Origin of the sequence: Marinomonas sargassi, assembly GCF_025716875.1 — a bacterium.
Classification (GTDB): Bacteria; Pseudomonadota; Gammaproteobacteria; order Pseudomonadales; family Marinomonadaceae; genus Marinomonas; species Marinomonas sargassi.
In genome coordinates this window covers 1-16,245 of record NZ_JAOVZB010000010.1, presented here as the reverse complement: position 1 = coordinate 16,245, position 16,245 = coordinate 1, and the positions used below count along the sequence as shown (strand labels likewise).

Below are 16,245 nucleotides of genomic sequence, written 5' to 3'. Positions count from 1 at the left end.
ATGTTTAGATCCATTAAAGCCAAAACGGCTCACTTTAAATCTTGGCAATGGTTTTTATTACTGTATTTGGTTGGCTTTATTAGCTTGGTCGCGACTTCTTATTTGCTCAAGCTATTTATCAAGACATTACCTTAAAAGCACTGATTGAAAAACCACATAGATTCATTCATAAAAAAGGGCCGGTTCATAGAACTAGCCCTTTGTAAGAATCGTGGCTACTTCTCTATATTAAAGATAGAGTCGCCAGCTCTTTCGCAACCAATTCTGTGACATCTATCAGTTGTTTGTGGGTTTGAATCTGAATTAAAGGTAATTCAGTACAAGCAAGTAGCACAACATCGGCGTCCAGCTCATCAACTAGCTTGGTAAAACGCTGCACTATATCGACTCTTTCACCACCATAGGTTTTCACATCATAAATCAGTTGATGTAAGCCACTATCAGCTTTAGGCACTTCGATTTCCACCATCTCTTTCAGCACACGATAAGGTGACCAAATACCTAAGTTGGTCACCGAATCAGATCCTAACAAGGCCACTTTGGTCAAACCTTCTGTCACTATCTTCTTTTTTAAAACATCACCAAAAGACACCAGTGTGGCATTTAACCCAAGTGCTTCTAATTGTGGTTGGTAGTAGTTAAGAGTATTACAAGCAATGGCATAGTAATCGACTTGTGAGTCCAGTTGCTGTGCCACTCTTGCTAGCTTTTCCCAGACAATCGCATCGTTTTTTTCCAATTCCATGGAGAGACCAAGCTGAGGCTCAGAAATAATACTCACCGTAGGGGCGTCTAAATCCCCTTGAAAGGCTTCTTGCATCATTTGCTTATTGGCAAAAAGAATTTTTTGCCACATATCCACACCCGCTTCAGGGCCAGAGCCTGTGATAATGCCTAATTTTGCTCGATTTTCTTGCTTCATCACTCGCTTCTACTTCCTACTACTTCTTGATCATCAACAAAGCTACGGCCCCAACCAGTAAGGATAGACACACTCATCACCACCAATAATACCCAGGCATACAGAACCCAAGGGGTCATTTCAATTGGACTTAATGCAGGCACACCCGCGAAAGATTCCGCGGCTTTTGCAGACAAACCTGAAGCGAACAACAAAGCTGCCGACCAAGGTAGGGAATAGACTAGGGTACAGGCCATGCTATCGATAATGTTGGCCCGACGGTAAGGATGTAGTTTGAAACGCTCGCCCACAGGTTTGGCATAGGACAGACCCACCGCTAATATTGCCGGAGCGTTGATACTCATCATCGCCGATAGGAACAAGGACAATCCAGCAGAGGAGGCTTCTGCACCACGAGGAGTTGTAACATAGCCTTTTAAACCTTCAATAAGCTTATCGCTACCGCCACCGTCCAGCATGATTCGAATACCACCAGCGAGCAGTAATACAAGGATAGACAAATCAGACATCCAACCTGCCACACCGTTAATCAGAGCACCATTTTCTACTGATAAAAAACCGTCAACCGTATTTAAGCCTGTCACAACGGCCACCAACATACCGAGTAAAATACCAACCGTGGTAGCAAAAATAACATCGCCCTTCTGCATTGCCACATAAATTGCAGCAAGGGCAGGAATCAACATGAACAAACCTTTCGGATCCATATGTTCGGCTAAAACTTCATAAGGCAATTGCGCTGTAATGCCTGAATTGGCAAGACTGAATACCACCAACAGCACCAGTGTAATCACTCCAGCAGTGGCAGAGTATTTAAGGCGTGAACGAACCACTCCACCAATATCAGTGTCTTGGCTGGCCGCAGACGAAATGGTGGTATCTGAAATAGGTGCTAGATTATCACCAAAAGCACCACCTCCAACTATGGCTCCGGCCATAAGTAAAGGGTCTGCTCCAAGCAACACACCCGCTGGATACAGTACGCCCATACCTGCGGCTATGGTTCCGAAACCTGTACCTGCCGCTGTCGCAAATAAAGCGCTGGCAATAAAGCTCACAACGACAAAAGCCGTGCCTGTAGCACCAGTGTGATACGCTGCCCAAAGCACACCATCTACTAAGCCTGACGAACGTAACACGGTGGCAAAAATACCTGCAAAAATCCAAGCTGCAACCGGAGCAATCGCCACTTTACTAGCCATTCCCTTCATTATTGTTTCTGCGTATAGAGACTTGTCTCTGGCAAATAAGAAGGTCACTAATAAACCCGCAAGTATTCCTACCCACATGCCTTGTATCGTGGCTTCTTCAAGCGCTGTGGCTACATAAATTGCCACACTCACAAAGCTGATAATGGGTAAGAAGGACAGCCATGGGCCACCGTAAAACGACAAATTCGATTTTTCAGTCATAAAAATTCCTCATGATTTTGCTCATACTTACATCGACCTCGCAGTTGAATGACACACTGGGCGACATGGAGTCTTTAAGTAGAGCAAATGAAGACTTTTTAAGACATTTGACACTCTGACCTAAGTTGGCGTACTTTGACGCGCTTTGTACATCAAAATGCGTCTTTCATAGGGGGTGAACTAATTGCTATGCTTATAAATTATCTAACCTCTCTTCTAGGCTCAAATAATGAATCAAGACGTTGCATTAAACCTCAGGCTGTTGTGCAGCTATTACAAATCTATCAGTGATGTGACTCAACGTTTGGGAATTAGTCGGTCGCAATTTAATCGCTATTTGAGTGGTCGCCATCGCCCAGCAGCCAATACATTAAGACGAATTTGTGAGTTCTTTGATGTGGCAGAATATGAGCTACAATTGCCTCACAAGCAATTTCAACAATTAGTACAGCACAATCCTCGACAAGACAGCCTAACGAGTGATCAGGTAGAGCTCGATCATTTAAAAAGGTTGATGGACAAATCCAGTCCAGAGTTAGACAAATATTTGGGCTACTACTTTGAGTATTACTACTCCATGAGTAACCCCGGTAAGATACTCAAATCTCTTGTATGCTTTTCAAAAGTTGAAGACAAAATTCTCTACCAACGTACTGAACGCTTAATCGAAATAGGAGAACAGAATAAAGAAGTTTGCCATTGTAAGTATCTAGGAGTCGCACACTTTCTCTCAGACCGTATTTTTATGACAGATTATGAGTCTTTAACCATCAATGAGATTACTCAAACCATTTTATATCCTACCTTTAAAAACCGAATTCATTGGCTCCATGGCTTACGTATGGGAGTATCTTCTAACGATGATCGCATGCCTTGTAGTGCAAGGGTTTCAATGGAATTTTTAGGGCAAGATATTCCTTTGCGTAAAACACTTGCAGAGTGCCGGTTTTATTCCCCAGACGACCCAACATTAGATAAAACATTGTTAGATATGATCAACAACCAGGGAGTAAACGAACATTGGCAATTTAGAGCTAAATAAGCCAATAGGCCAAAGCATTTCATCACTCGCTCGTTTAAACATTGCCGAGGCTATTTTGATTGCCCAACTTTCTCCCTTACTCACAGCAATGGCTGCTGTCTGGTTACTATCAGAGCGACTTACCCTATTTCGTATAGGGGGAATTCTTCTTGGTTTTTCAGGAGTAATCACGCTAGTTTGGCCAGAGCTTGGTGGCGATAACTCAGATGAAGGCCGGTTATTGGGAGTTATTCTGGGCATTGCCTCTGCCGCTCTATCAGCATTTGCTTTGATTATGGTGCGCAGTCTTAATAAAACTGAAAGCCCTGGCGCTATCGCTCTCTATTTTGTGCTTGCTGCCATGCTTGGCGCTTTACTGACTCTGCCTTGGGGTTGGGTCATGCCGGAAGGAACCACTTTACTCTACTTAGTTGGGGCTGGAATATTTGGCGGCTTCGCGCACATTGCGATGACTATGTCTTTTCGCTACGCAGAAGCCTCACGCCTTGCGCCATTCGAATACCTTGCTTTGCTGTGGCCGTTATTGGCTGACTTGGTGATTTTCCGTTTACCGATAGCCACCACCTTCATGCTTGCCGCACCTTTAGTATTGGCTGGAGCTGGGCTTGCTGCTGCAGAGAAAAAGAAAAGCAGCCAGACAAAAACTGTAAATCAAACCTAGGGATTTTGTCTGGCCATGAGCCTATTCGTTAGGCTCTCTTTTTGAAGCTGTAGTATTCTGAGCATCTATCTTATCAGCCAATTTACTCACTTGAGCCTGTAACTCTGATATTTGAGTGATAAGCTCATGGTGGTGATTGTCCTGATTCTCTTGCTCTTTTTCAGAGGTTTCTCTGGTCATTACATCCAGTACAACACCCACCATCATATTCAAGAACACAAAAGCGGTTAGGAAGATAAAGACGATATAAAAGATCCAGCTTAACGGATAAACCGCCATGGTTTCATACATGACATCCGTCCAATCCTCAAAGGTAGCCACACGAAACAGTGTCAACATGGAGATCGCAATGTCACCCCAAAGGGTTTCGTTTACATCGTTGAAGAAGATAGAGCCAACTGCTGCAAAAATATAGAAGATGATAAACATCAGCAAAGCGATGTAGCCCATTTTAGGGATGGCTTTGAGCAGGGCATTAATGAGGAAGCGTAAGTCAGGAATAATAGAAACCAAACGCAGCACTCTAAACACTCTTAGTAATCGGGCTAGCAATATCATCTCTGTCTCAGAGATTGGTGCCAAACTTCCCACCACAATGATGGTGTCAAAAATATTCCAAGGGTCTTTAAAGAAATGTCGCTTTTTACTGCAAGCGATAAATCGGAAACTGAGTTCTACTAGAAAAAATATGGTGATGAAGGTATCTAAATAATTGATAGCGGTTTCTACGCCATCTGGCAGTGTGTAAGTTTTCGCTCCTACTGTTAAAGCGGCAATTATGATGGTGCCAATGATAAAACCTTGAAACCAAACACTTTTTTCGATTTTTTTCATGTAAGCAAATATACGTCGGTAACTCATCATAGCCATTGTTCTTTAACACCTAATATCAGGAAGTCGGTATAACACGAGAATGGAGGCCATATTAAGATCATAGAGAGAAAATTAAAAGCCTAAGATAGGAAGGGAAACTCACCCATTCAGTGGTAAAAACACTTTCCGAGCTGTCTTATGAACTACTTTAGTTTGATGGTAAAAGGGAAAATAAGATTAAATAAGCGAATTGCGCCCCTCCTCCAAGGAGCGCACCATCACCATGTATTGTTAATCACACGGCATAAGAGGCTATTCCCTAACATGCCGGATCCGTATTATTGAGTGAGAGATGACTTCTTCCATAGGAAATACACTACAGGCAGAACCAACAATGTTAAGACCACGGCGCTGACCATACCTCCGACCATAGGCGCCGCAATTCGACTCATTACTTCTGAACCCGTTCCAGTGCCGTATAAAATGGGCAACAAACCAATAATGATAGAGGCTGCCGTCATCATGACTGGGCGCACACGCATACCTGCACCATGTAATACGGCTTGGTAAAGCGTCTCAGCTCTTGGGGCTAGATTCTTCTCAGCGTATTTGCCCAAGGTTTCATCCCATGCTTGGTTCAAATACACCAACATAATGACACCTATTTCTACTGCTACTCCAGCCAAGGCAATAAAGCCAACCCCCACAGCAACAGAGAAATTAAAGCCAGACAAGTACATCAGCCAGACACTGCCAACCATGGCGAATGGCAGTGTCCCCATGATAATGGCCACTTCTGAAAAGTTACGGAAATTGATGTACAACAGCACAATGATGATTAACAAGGTTAACGGCACAACATAGGTCAACTTGGCTTTTGCCCGTTGCATGTATTCATATTGTCCTGACCAATTCAATGAGTAGCCTGCTGGCAGCTGTACTTGTTCAGCAACAATAGTTTGTGCATTTTCCACATAACGACCAATGTCTACCCCTTCAATATCCACAAAGGTCCAGCCATTCAATCGTGCGTTTTCACTTTTCAATCCCGGTGGGCCCTCCTCCACATAGACCTCGGCAATATCTCCTAAGGCTATTCTTAATCCGTTCGGGGTAACGATAGGTAAAAGGCTAAGCTGCTCTGGAGAGTCGCGATACTCTTGTGGATAGCGGACATTGACCGGGTATCGCTCCAAGCCCTCAACGGTATTGGTCACATTCATACCGCCAACAGCCGATGAGATAACTTGCTGCACATCTTGAATATTCATGCCATAACGTGAAGCTTTCTGGCGATTGATATCCACTTTAACGTAGCGCCCACCAGCAACACGTTCGGAATAAACCGATGCTGTGCCCTCGATTGGCTTAAGGATTTTCTCAAGCTGTTGGCCTATCTCTTGGATGACAGTTAAATCTGGACCCGCAATTTTGATCCCCACTGGGGTTTTAATGCCCGTTGCCAACATATCGATACGAGTTTTAATTGGCATAACCCAAGCATTCGTAATCCCCGGCATTTTCACTAATTGATCCAGCTCCTGCTTAATCTTGTCACTGGTCATACCTTCTCGCCATTGTGACTGAGGTTTTAACTGGATAAAGGTTTCAATCATAGTTAATGGTGCAGGATCGGTTGCTGTTTCTGCACGCCCAACTTTACCGAAGGCAGTTTCTACTTCAGGAAGGGTCATGATGAGCTTATTGGTCTGCTGCAACACCTGACGTGCTTGGCCAATGGATATTCCGGGGTAAGCCGTTGGCATATACATTAAGTCGCCTTCATCTAAACTAGGAATGAATTCGCTGCCTAATTTATTCAATGGCCACATGCCAATGAGAAATACCATGACCGCCAACAACAAGGTGGTTTTCGGAAAGCTCAATGCCGCTTTTAAAGCTGGCATATACACAGCAACCAGAGCCCTATTAATCGGGTTCTTATGTTCTGACACCACTTTGCCCCGCACAAAGCACCCCATTAATACTGGTACTAAGGTAATGGCTAATGCAGCGGATGCCGCCATGGCATAGGTTTTTGTATACGCCAGCGGGCCAAACATTCGTCCTTCTTGAGACTCCAAAGTAAATACCGGTACAAAACTCACAGTGATAATCAGCAAGCTAAAGAATAAAGCTGGCCCAACTTCTGTTGCCGCCTTAGTGACAATTTGCCAGCGGTTGTCTTTTGTCATCTCAACTTTTTCCATATGCTTATGGAGGTTTTCAATCATGACTATTGCACCATCAATCATGGCGCCAATAGCAATGGCGATCCCCCCTAGCGACATGATATTGGCATTAATGCCTTGCCAATGCATAACAATAAAGGCGGTCAAAATACCAACAGGCAAACTGATAATGGCCACTAAAGAAGAGCGCACATGAAATAGGAAAACCACGCAGACCAGTGCAACCACCAGAAACTCTTCGAGTAGCTTGGTCCACAAATTGTTCACAGCACGATCTATCAACCCAGATCGATCATAAACCGTGACCACTTCCACACCTTCCGGTAGGCTAGATTTCAAGCTCTCTAACTTTGCTTTGACCCCCGAAATGGTTTGTTGCGCATTCTCACCAAAGCGCATCACCACAACACCGCCAACCGCTTCACCTTCGCCATTAAGCTCAGCTAAACCACGACGCATTTGTGGACCAATGCCAACTTCAGCCACATCTTTAATGGTAAGAGGCGTACCACTTTCACTCACTCCTAAAGGTATAGCTTCAATGTCTTCAATACTTTGAATATACCCAGAGGCACGTACCATATATTCCGCTTCAGCCATCTCAATGACCGATGCACCGACCTCTTGGTTACCTCTTTTTATCGCTGTTTGAATATGGCTCAGGGGCATATTGAGCGCACGGAGTTTGTTTGGATCAACACTGACTTGATACTGCTTTACCATACCGCCAATAGGAGCAACTTCCGAAACCCCAGGGACAGTTTGCAGTTCATATTTTAAGAACCAATCTTGTAATGACCTCAACTGAGCAAGATCCAGATTTCCTGTCTTATCAATCAATGCGTACAAATAGACCCAACCAACCCCAGTTGCATCAGGACCTAATTGTGCTCTGGCATTACTTGGTAAGGAGGGTGCAACCTGACTCAAATACTCCAAAACACGACTACGAGCCCAATACATATCCGTATTATCATCGAAAATAACGTATACGTAAGAATCCCCAAAAAACGAATAGCCACGTACTGTTTGCGCACCAGGCACCGACAGCATTGCTGTTGTTAAAGGGTAAGTAACCTGATCCTCAACTACCTGAGGCGCTTGACCCGGATAACTGGTTTTAATGATGACTTGCACATCCGACAGATCAGGAATGGCATCTACAGGTGTATTTTTTAAGGAATATAGCCCCACTGCGACCAGCATCATACTGGTTAACAGCACCATGAACCGATTATGGATAGACCATCGAATAATTGCTGCTATCATAAATTACTCCTGCTCGGCACTAGTGGTTGAATAATCACTAACAACAAATTCAGCACCACTCTCTCGAGTAATCTCAAGTTGCACGTTTTTACCAGTGGGCAATTCACTTGGCTCAAGCCAGTCAGCCAGCACAAAGTCCATGGTCATTTTTGGCCAACCCCAATCCGCTATCTCAGCATGATTAACGTTCAGTATGCGTTTATCAGCATCAATATGATTTATTTTTGCCGCTACCCACACAACATCAGGGACTTGTTCTTCAGGCTCTGGGGTATCATGTACATGTCCAACATGAGCCATGGCTTCCTGCATACCTTGATCTGGCAGAATGTTCATGCGTTTGAAATCAGAGCTTTTGCTGGATTCAGAATCCAATAAGAATTGTGCAGAGGTTACGACTTCGTCACCTAGTTCTAGTCCTTGTAACACCTCCACATAATCACTCCCTAATGCACCAGTTTGTACTGCGACAGATTTAAAGCGACCTTCCCCTAATGCCAAGACCACTCGATTTTGCTCACCACCACGAATGAGCGCTGTTTTCTCAATTAAGAGTTTTGGCTGGGATGACACAGCTTGAATACGAACATGGGCAAACATATCGGGTTTCAGCAACTGCTCAGCATTATCTAACCGAATACGTACTCGAAGGGTACGGCTGTTAGCATCTAAAGTAGGGTAAATAAAATCAACATGACTATCGAATACTTGCCCAGGTAGGAAGTCCATGCTCGCTTCAGCTGGCTGGCCAACCTCAACCAAGTGCGCTTGCCTTTCAAACACTTCTGCCTCTAACCACACCTCATTAAGGTCGGCGATAGACATTAGGGTTGTTCCAGGTTTTATGTAAACACCGTCCTGAATACCTAGGTTATCCACCACACCACTTTGTGGCGCATAAAAGCGAATTGTTTGCGAAACTCGGCGCTTTGATTTAAGGGTACGAATAAATTCATTGGGTACATGCAGCGCTTTGAGTCGCTCTTCTGTCGCTTTCATCATGCGCTGATCTTTACGACCTAAAGCAAATAAAAACTCTTCTTGAGTATTCACCAAAGTAGGTGAGTAGAGGTCAAACAGTGCTTGCCCCTTCTCAACATAATCACCATTCGATTTAACAAAGCTTTTTTCTATCCAACCTTCTACACGTGGGTGAATATGTGTGACCTTGTCATTGTTGTAAGTTAAGTAACCGACTGTGCTGATATCGGGTTTAAGCACTCCACGAAATACTTCGCTGGTTCGTACTCCCAAGTTATTCACCACTTCTGGAGAAATACTCACAGTGCCAGGGCTATTCTTAGCACTGGATTCGGCCGCATAAAAAGGAATCAGATCCATCCCCATTGGAGATTTACCTGGCTTATCTCGTCGATAATTAGGGTCCATTGGTGCAACCCAATATAAAGGTTGCTCTTCTACCGAGGCACTATCATCACCCATATCCATTGGGTGTGACATCGCCTTGCCTTGCATGATGGAAGGTAAAAAATGGTAACCCGCAACAGAAAGCACGCCGCCTAAAATAAAAACACCTACAAAACTTATAATTTTCATTTGTTCACCTCTTCTGCAACGCTTGCCAAGACATAATTTAACTCCGCCAAACGCTTTAACCGCTCAACACGGATACTCAGTAATTCAATCTGAGCATTTAAAATGGCAATACGTGCCTGTACGACTTCCGTGAAAAAACCATCATTACTTGTATAAGCATTCAGAGTGGTCTGTACACTTTGTTGGTAACTAGGAATTAACTGACTTTGATATAGTTCAACTCGTCCTTCTAATGACTCAATATCAGACGTGAGGGATAGATACTTTGCTCGCAGCTCATTAAGTACTAATTGCTTTTCTGAGACGATGGATTCAACCTTTAACGCCGCCGCCTTTACCTGTGCATCTTGGCTTCGAGAGGAAAAAATTGGCAGGCTCACACTGGCAACAACCGAGGCCAAGTCAGCCCGACTATTACCACTTGGGTCATCACCACGATAACCATAACCTAAACTGATTCCCCATTGCGGCTCGTATTTTTGCTCCGCAAGGGCTTTATCTATTTGAGCAGAAGATGATTTTGCCTCAACAACTTTTACCATTGGATGCTGGAGTAAACGCTTTGATAGGTCTCCTGCAGAATATGGCTGAGGAGATAAAAGCGAACGAATAATCTTTCCTTCCCCTACAAGCTGAATACCATCATCAATGGATGATTTTTCATTAGGCGCTAAAGAGATATATTGCATTAACTTAGATAAAGTATGACGTCTGCCTTGCTGTAACTCTGCAAGACGATGATCCAGTTTAATGAGCTCCAATTCAGAACGGACCAAGTCTTGTTGCTTAGCCGCTCCATAAGCCGAGCTATAACTACTTTCCACCACATCATGCAGCTGCTCAAAGAGCTTTTTATTTCTCAAGACCAACTTCATGCTTTCTTCATATTGATAAGCACTTAGCCATAATTTAGACACTTCCATGGTCAATATGGCACGGCGATTATCACGTTCTAGCGGCATCTGGTCTCCCAAAGCGCTGTATTTTTCCCCCATCAAACGCAAAGTATCTCCCGCAGGAAAAGTTTGTGAGATAGAGAAACTCAACTGGGTCATAGCTTCTTGATTAAAGTCGAAGCTATCTGTCGGCATATTTAACAAACCGAGACTTACCTTAGGGTCTGGTAGTGACGTCGACCCTTGGCTGAGCTCGCGTAATGCCACTTCTTTATGAAAACTAGACGTCAGCCACTCATCTTCACTGACTGCTTTATTAATAGCGTCTTGAAGCGTTAACGGATACGCGTCTGCTATCGAAGGCAACATGGTAAGTAGAGGTAATACGAATAAGTAGCGTAAATGCCCTATTTTTCTAGTAATAGTGCAACGCCCATAGACTCTCCGTGAATTACCACAGAGTGCCCAAAAATTGTTTTTGGCCATGATTCTTAATACTCATTTTTAAATTCATAACAACCCGCCGCAGGAAACTACGACAAGAGAAAATAGCGAATTTAAGAAATGACTATTGGGGGGAAATAAGGCGTACTTAGAGAGAGTGAGACATAACTTTGCAGGGGCAATACATTGTGCACAGCAAAGAAGTGATCAGAAAATATTAAGTAAGCTAGCAATAGCCCTGAAAAAGTACTGCAGTGGCTATCCAGACAGTCTTGATGAGAATGATCCATGGCCATATTGCCGCAGCCAAGCATAGTTTCTGGCTGACAATCACTGCCGTCAATATGCATATGATGATCAGTTTTAACTATGTGATGCTCAGACATATTATGGTCAATTTGCACCGCGTGCTGCATAAGTTCCATATGAGTCGACATCATGTGGTTTGTTATCGCCATAGAGAATAAAGCGAAAACGAACAGCACTAAGCAGACGAAACCACGCCTTCTCACTGACTGACTAGCTTTATGCATTTGATCTACGGACATGGAAAAATCTCACCAACAAGTCATTCGACTATATAAAACCGACGAATGATTTTCAATGTTTAATATCAGAGCGTCGGTAGAATACGAGTGTGGGTAAAGGGAAGACTTGAGTAGCTTAACTACGTTTGACTCTAACAACTTTCATTACTTCAACAGGAATGCCGGCGACCATTTCTTCTGTTGGGTAATAGGTGAGATTCACTCTAGCGCCTTTTAAAGTACGGTACTTTCCTTGTCGCTTGAAACGAAAAGGCACGTCATAGCCTTCAATCATCAGGGTATGTAAGATCCAATCTTCTTGTGACCTTTGCACATGAGACTTCACCTTTAGTGCATCCGAATGGATTAACTCACGGTGATTCTTTAATAAAGACTCTGGATCGGACTTCACAATACTTTCCCTTAGAAGGTCAAAGTATTCTAGTATGACACAGTTTGATGAAAGCTCTACGTTTCTGTTTAAATTTTATACAACCAACTTCCCTAATCAAAAAGGTTGCCTGAAGTTGCTATCCAAAAAGGCTATGATAGAGCGCAGTAAATAAATGAGTCATACCATGTTAGATCAGCTACCTATTTATTCCCTCATACCAGAATTAAAACAACAACTAAGAGAGCAAAATGAAGCTATCTTAGAAGCCGCTCCCGGTGCAGGTAAAACGACAGTTGTTCCTATTGAGTTAATGGACGGGGAATGGGTAGGCAGCCGTAAAATCATCATGCTGGAACCAAGACGATTAGCCGCTAAATCCGCAGCAAAAAGGCTAGCAGATACACTGAACGAGCCACTTGGTGAGCGTGTTGGCTATCGTATTCGTCATGAGGGAAAAGAAAGCGCTAAAACAAAAGTACTTGTGGTGACTGAAGGTGTACTCACTCGCATGCTGCAAGATGACCCGAGCTTAAAGAATATCGCCCTCGTTATCTTTGATGAGTTTCACGAGCGCAACTTGCATTCCGATCTCGCCTTCGCATTATGCTTACAAGCAAGAGAACTCTATCGTGATGAAGACCCTTTAAAACTCTTAGTCATGTCCGCGACGCTTGATACTCAAGCCCTACAAAAGAGTCTAAGCTGTCGAGTGCTGAGCAGCCAAGGCCGAAGTTTCCCAGTCGAAATCCATTACAGCAATAAAGCTTTACGCATAAACGATGTAAGCGATGAAGTGGTTCGCCAAACTTGCCATGCCGTGCATAATGAAATGGGCAGTATTCTTGTGTTCTTACCGGGCCAAAAGGAAATTCACTATGTGGCCAGCCAGTTAAAGCACAGACTAGAAGCGACACAAGGCCTGCATATATTGCCTCTTTATGGGAACTTGAGTCTGAAAGAGCAAGAGTCTGTTATCGCTCCGGCTCCTAAAGGCGAACGAAAAATCGTTCTCGCCACATCCATAGCGCAAACCAGTTTAACCATCGAAGGTATTCGAATCGTTATAGACAGTGGTTTAAGCCGTGAAGCAAGGTTTGATGCGAATACAGCAACAACACGACTGCATACTCGTCGAGCAACCCAAGCCGAAACCACACAACGTATGGGGCGAGCTGGACGTATAGAGTCTGGTGTGTGCTACCGATGGTGGAGCGCTGATCAGCAATTTCAACTGGCCTCTCAGGCACAGCCCCAGATAGAAATAAGTGACTTGAGTAATCTAGTATTAGATTTAGCCAAATGGGGCGTACAAGATCGTCTAGAGCTGGATTGGGTATCCCCTCCTCCACAAAATCATTGGCAGCAATCGATTGATCATTTATGTGAGCTTGGTGCGTTAACAAATCAAGAAACCTTAAATCTGACTCCTATGGGCGAAGCCATGGGACAACTTGGTATCGAGCCAAGGCTTGCCCATGTGCTTATCTCTGGAAAGCGTACCAATCAGGTAAAACAAGCGGCAGCCCTTTGTACTATTCTTTCTGAAGGCGACCCTTTCTCACAATCAGGTAGTGATATTAGCTCTCGCTTAGACTGGTTAAATGGTTCAATCAACGACCATGGCTCACGGCCAAAACAGCCATATTTAAAAGCCCAAGCATCATGGGAGAAACGTTGCCTTTCTTTAGATATGGGGCCTTCTCAAACAAACCCAGCCCAGCCTTTATCAGCATTACTAGTATGTGCCTATAGGGATAGAATCGCCCATAGAGTCAATCAAAGTAGTCAACAAATCAGCTATAAGTTGAGCAATGGCCGTAAAGCGTTTCTTCCGTCATCAGATAGCTGTACGAAAAGTGAGTGGTTACTTTCACTTGAGATTGGCGGGCAAAAAGACCGTGGAGAAGATCGTATTTTCCTTGCCCTACCATTAGATTTACAGGCAATGATCAAAACCTTCCCACACTTGATAAAAAAGCGAGAAAACTTGGTTTGGTCGAAAAAACAAGGACGCTTACTGAGTGAAGAGCAAAGCTGGATTGGCAAACTCTGTATTGCTACTAAACCTCTCTCCTCGTCTTCTGAAGAAGCCATATGCCAAGCTCTCTGTGATTACATTCAAGAAGAAGGCATTGAGTGCCTGCCTTGGGATAATGCCAGTAAACAACTTCAAGCTCGACTAGAGTACGCTTTTAAATACGATACTCGCCAAGCATGGCCAGACAGTTCAAATGAAGCTTTAACAAACTCAATACAAGAATGGCTCGGCCCGTATTTAGGCAAGGTGACCAATCAACAAGCCTTAAACAAGCTACCGTTAAAAGAGGCGCTATTAAGCCGGTTAGACTGGTCTCAGCAGCAACAACTTAAACAGAATGTTCCAGAAAGACTAAGTGTTCCATCTGGTTCAAGTTATGCCATCGATTATTGTGAAGAGATACCAACACTACGAGTAAAGCTACAAGAAATGTTTGGCTGCGCCTCCAGCCCTACCGTTTTACATCAAAGCATTCGAGTTGAGCTCTTGTCTCCTGGACAAAGACCATTGGCCATTACTCAAGATCTCGCCTTTTTCTGGCAAGAAGCTTACCCCGAAGTACGTAAAGAAATGCGTGGCCGTTATCCAAAACATCCGTGGCCAGACAACCCAATGGAAGCTCAAGCGACTGGTAAAACCAATCGGGCCTTAAGGTCGTCTTAACTCTTCTAATACGGCATTCGTTATGTTTTGACTGAATGGCGTATTTTTATGGTGTGTAGGTGACCAGCCCATAATAAAGCGATGGAAGTCAGCCCATGCAATAGGGAATAAGTCTCCCCATTCTTGAGCAACCGCTTCTGCGATATCGGGAGACTCCCCCATAGAAACCAGACATCGGGATAATTCAGCTAGATAACTTTCGAGAAGGTACTCTAGGTGCGTTTGTAGTTCTTGTTCACTAAAGCAACTCCCTAAGAAGTAAGCAACATCTTGTACTCCAATACCTCGCCCTACATATTGGAAATCCACAGCCGCCACTGCGCTTATATCATCACTAAAGCAAAAGTTCGCAAGCTTGGCGTCACCATGGACTAAAGTTTGATATTTAGCATTGTTCAATATTTTATCGATTTCACTAGCCGACTCTTTTAAACGCCCTTCTTCCATCGACTGCCATTCATTAGGTCGTGTATCAAGGTGCCAATAAGTACCTCTTTGCCATAACCCCTCAGGCCACTTTGAGACTCTATCAGAACATAGAAAGTGCGCATGGAAAGCGGCTAACCAATTCAGTACCAATAAACTCTGTTGTACTGTTAAAGAAGAGCACCGACTAGAATAACCAGATGAGTCTAAATCTTCTAACAATAAATATAAGTATTCAGGCTGTTCCAAGACCCCAAACAATTTTGCTACACGATGGCTGTCATCACATTTCGCGGACCAGTCTTGATACCAGTTTTTTTCAACCTGATAGGAATGGAGCTTTCTTTGGTGGGATAAGTCTGAGTTCCAACCACGTGGATGGTTTTGTATTTCATTAAGCTGAATTGACTTGAGAATGACGCTATCAGCAAGCGATGAGCCTTCGATAGAAAAGCGTACTATTTCACCATAGCCACTCCATAGGCTTTGTATAACCGACTCTCTCTTTACAGCAGAAGCACCTAATGTACGCTTAATAAAAATCTCAGGAGTCATAAAAGTCCTAGTACCTAAACATCATCCCGTTAATCATACCGAATAGTAACTAAAAGAAGCCAACTATACTGAGGCTTTGTCTTATTTCTTTGTGAGCTTTATTCCAGGCACTTTTCTAACACACAAAAAAGCCCTGACAGGGGTGCTATCAGGGCTTCTGTTGTTTTTGCTTGGTAGTGAGTTAGCCTCACATGCATATCGTCTAAAGAGCCCCACACTGGCATTGTGTTTTAAGCTTTCTACTCTTGTTTTTAACACCCCAAAACGAAAAAACCCCACCCTGCGTAGCAGGATGGGGTTTCTCTTAATTTAAAGCTTGACGACGACCTACTCTCACATGGGATCCCCCACACTACCATCGGCGATGGCGCTTTTCACTTCTGAGTTCGGGATGGGATCAGGTGGTTCAACGCCTCTATGATCGTCAAGCAATT

The 16,245-nt window shown here is 43.8% G+C and carries 13 protein-coding genes and 1 rRNA gene; 4 read left to right on the top strand and 10 right to left on the bottom strand.

Going from position 1 to position 16,245, the window contains the following annotated elements; genetic code table 11:
- The gene (locus OFY17_RS14790) at positions 1-135 is read left to right on the top strand and encodes a hypothetical protein (RefSeq protein WP_263531508.1); all 135 of its coding nucleotides are present in this window, start codon (positions 1-3) and stop codon (positions 133-135) included.
- Positions 136-223: 88 nt separating this feature from the next.
- Here the strand turns inward: OFY17_RS14790 and OFY17_RS14785 are convergent, their stop codons facing one another.
- On the bottom strand, positions 224-922 hold the full coding sequence (locus OFY17_RS14785) for an aspartate/glutamate racemase family protein (RefSeq protein WP_263531507.1): 699 nt from the start codon (positions 920-922) through the stop codon (positions 224-226).
- Positions 922-2,334 (bottom strand): Na+/H+ antiporter NhaC family protein, encoded by a 1,413-nt coding sequence (locus tag OFY17_RS14780; protein WP_263531506.1) that lies wholly within the window; start codon positions 2,332-2,334, stop codon positions 922-924. The genes OFY17_RS14785 and OFY17_RS14780 overlap by 1 nt, the downstream gene beginning before the upstream one ends.
- 229 nt (positions 2,335-2,563) lie before the next feature.
- On the opposite strand from OFY17_RS14780, the gene OFY17_RS14775 reads away from it, so the two are divergent.
- On the top strand, positions 2,564-3,376 hold the full coding sequence (locus OFY17_RS14775) for a helix-turn-helix domain-containing protein (RefSeq protein ID WP_263531505.1): 813 nt from the start codon (positions 2,564-2,566) through the stop codon (positions 3,374-3,376).
- Positions 3,354-4,037, top strand: a complete 684-nt coding sequence (locus OFY17_RS14770; RefSeq protein WP_318013702.1) for a DMT family transporter — start codon at positions 3,354-3,356, stop codon at positions 4,035-4,037. Before OFY17_RS14775 ends, OFY17_RS14770 begins: the two co-directional genes overlap by 23 nt.
- A 21-nt stretch (positions 4,038-4,058) precedes the next feature.
- On the opposite strand, the gene OFY17_RS14765 is transcribed toward OFY17_RS14770, so the two are convergent.
- The 6 genes from OFY17_RS14765 to OFY17_RS14740 form a co-directional block, all read right to left on the bottom strand.
- A complete protein-coding gene (locus tag OFY17_RS14765) occupies positions 4,059-4,901 on the bottom strand; it encodes an ion transporter (protein WP_407659458.1) in 843 nt (280 codons plus the stop codon).
- A 287-nt stretch (positions 4,902-5,188) separates the two neighbouring features.
- Positions 5,189-8,311 carry an efflux RND transporter permease subunit gene (locus tag OFY17_RS14760; protein ID WP_263531503.1) on the bottom strand — a complete coding sequence of 1,041 codons (3,123 nt, stop codon included), beginning with the start codon at positions 8,309-8,311 and terminating at the stop codon, positions 5,189-5,191.
- Positions 8,312-8,314: 3 nt separating this feature from the next.
- The gene (locus OFY17_RS14755; protein WP_263531502.1) at positions 8,315-9,868 is read right to left on the bottom strand and encodes an efflux RND transporter periplasmic adaptor subunit; all 1,554 of its coding nucleotides are present in this window, start codon (positions 9,866-9,868) and stop codon (positions 8,315-8,317) included.
- Positions 9,865-11,250 (bottom strand): TolC family protein, encoded by a 1,386-nt coding sequence (locus OFY17_RS14750; protein WP_263531501.1) that lies wholly within the window; start codon positions 11,248-11,250, stop codon positions 9,865-9,867. Before OFY17_RS14750 ends, OFY17_RS14755 begins: the two co-directional genes overlap by 4 nt.
- 71 nt (positions 11,251-11,321) lie before the next feature.
- Complete coding sequence (locus OFY17_RS14745) at positions 11,322-11,756, bottom strand: hypothetical protein (protein ID WP_263531500.1); 435 nt, start codon at positions 11,754-11,756, stop codon at positions 11,322-11,324.
- 115 nt (positions 11,757-11,871) lie between these two features.
- Positions 11,872-12,147, bottom strand: coding sequence for a hypothetical protein (locus OFY17_RS14740; RefSeq protein WP_263531499.1), 276 nt, complete (start codon positions 12,145-12,147; stop codon positions 11,872-11,874).
- A gap of 166 nt (positions 12,148-12,313) precedes the next feature.
- Here OFY17_RS14740 and hrpB point away from each other — a divergent pair, with 166 nt between their 5' ends.
- The gene (gene hrpB / locus OFY17_RS14735; RefSeq protein WP_263531498.1) at positions 12,314-14,830 is read left to right on the top strand and encodes an ATP-dependent helicase HrpB; all 2,517 of its coding nucleotides are present in this window, start codon (positions 12,314-12,316) and stop codon (positions 14,828-14,830) included.
- On the opposite strand, the gene OFY17_RS14730 is transcribed toward hrpB, so the two are convergent.
- Entirely contained in the window at positions 14,816-15,811 is a 996-nt protein-coding gene (locus tag OFY17_RS14730) for a phosphotransferase (protein ID WP_263531497.1), read from the bottom strand. The genes hrpB and OFY17_RS14730 overlap by 15 nt on opposite strands.
- 314 nt (positions 15,812-16,125) lie before the next feature.
- Positions 16,126-16,240 (bottom strand): 5S ribosomal RNA (gene rrf, locus OFY17_RS14725).
- Positions 16,241-16,245 lie beyond the last annotated feature (5 nt).

What these genes read in the sequence shown, in the direction of transcription:
- OFY17_RS14790 (WP_263531508.1), top strand. Translation starts at nt 1, where the DNA reads ATGTTTAGATCCATTAAAGCCAAAACGGCTCACTTTAAATCTTGGCAA.
- OFY17_RS14785 (WP_263531507.1), bottom strand. Translation starts at nt 922, where the DNA reads ATGAAGCAAGAAAATCGAGCAAAATTAGGCATTATCACAGGCTCTGGC.
- OFY17_RS14780 (WP_263531506.1), bottom strand. Translation starts at nt 2,334, where the DNA reads ATGACTGAAAAATCGAATTTGTCGTTTTACGGTGGCCCATGGCTGTCC.
- OFY17_RS14775 (WP_263531505.1), top strand. Translation starts at nt 2,564, where the DNA reads ATGAATCAAGACGTTGCATTAAACCTCAGGCTGTTGTGCAGCTATTAC.
- OFY17_RS14765 (WP_407659458.1), bottom strand. Translation starts at nt 4,901, where the DNA reads ATGATGAGTTACCGACGTATATTTGCTTACATGAAAAAAATCGAAAAA.
- OFY17_RS14760 (WP_263531503.1), bottom strand. Translation starts at nt 8,311, where the DNA reads ATGATAGCAGCAATTATTCGATGGTCTATCCATAATCGGTTCATGGTG.
- OFY17_RS14755 (WP_263531502.1), bottom strand. Translation starts at nt 9,868, where the DNA reads ATGAAAATTATAAGTTTTGTAGGTGTTTTTATTTTAGGCGGCGTGCTT.
- OFY17_RS14750 (WP_263531501.1), bottom strand. Translation starts at nt 11,250, where the DNA reads ATGGCCAAAAACAATTTTTGGGCACTCTGTGGTAATTCACGGAGAGTC.
- OFY17_RS14745 (WP_263531500.1), bottom strand. Translation starts at nt 11,756, where the DNA reads ATGTCCGTAGATCAAATGCATAAAGCTAGTCAGTCAGTGAGAAGGCGT.
- hrpB (WP_263531498.1), top strand. Translation starts at nt 12,314, where the DNA reads ATGTTAGATCAGCTACCTATTTATTCCCTCATACCAGAATTAAAACAA.
- OFY17_RS14730 (WP_263531497.1), bottom strand. Translation starts at nt 15,811, where the DNA reads ATGACTCCTGAGATTTTTATTAAGCGTACATTAGGTGCTTCTGCTGTA.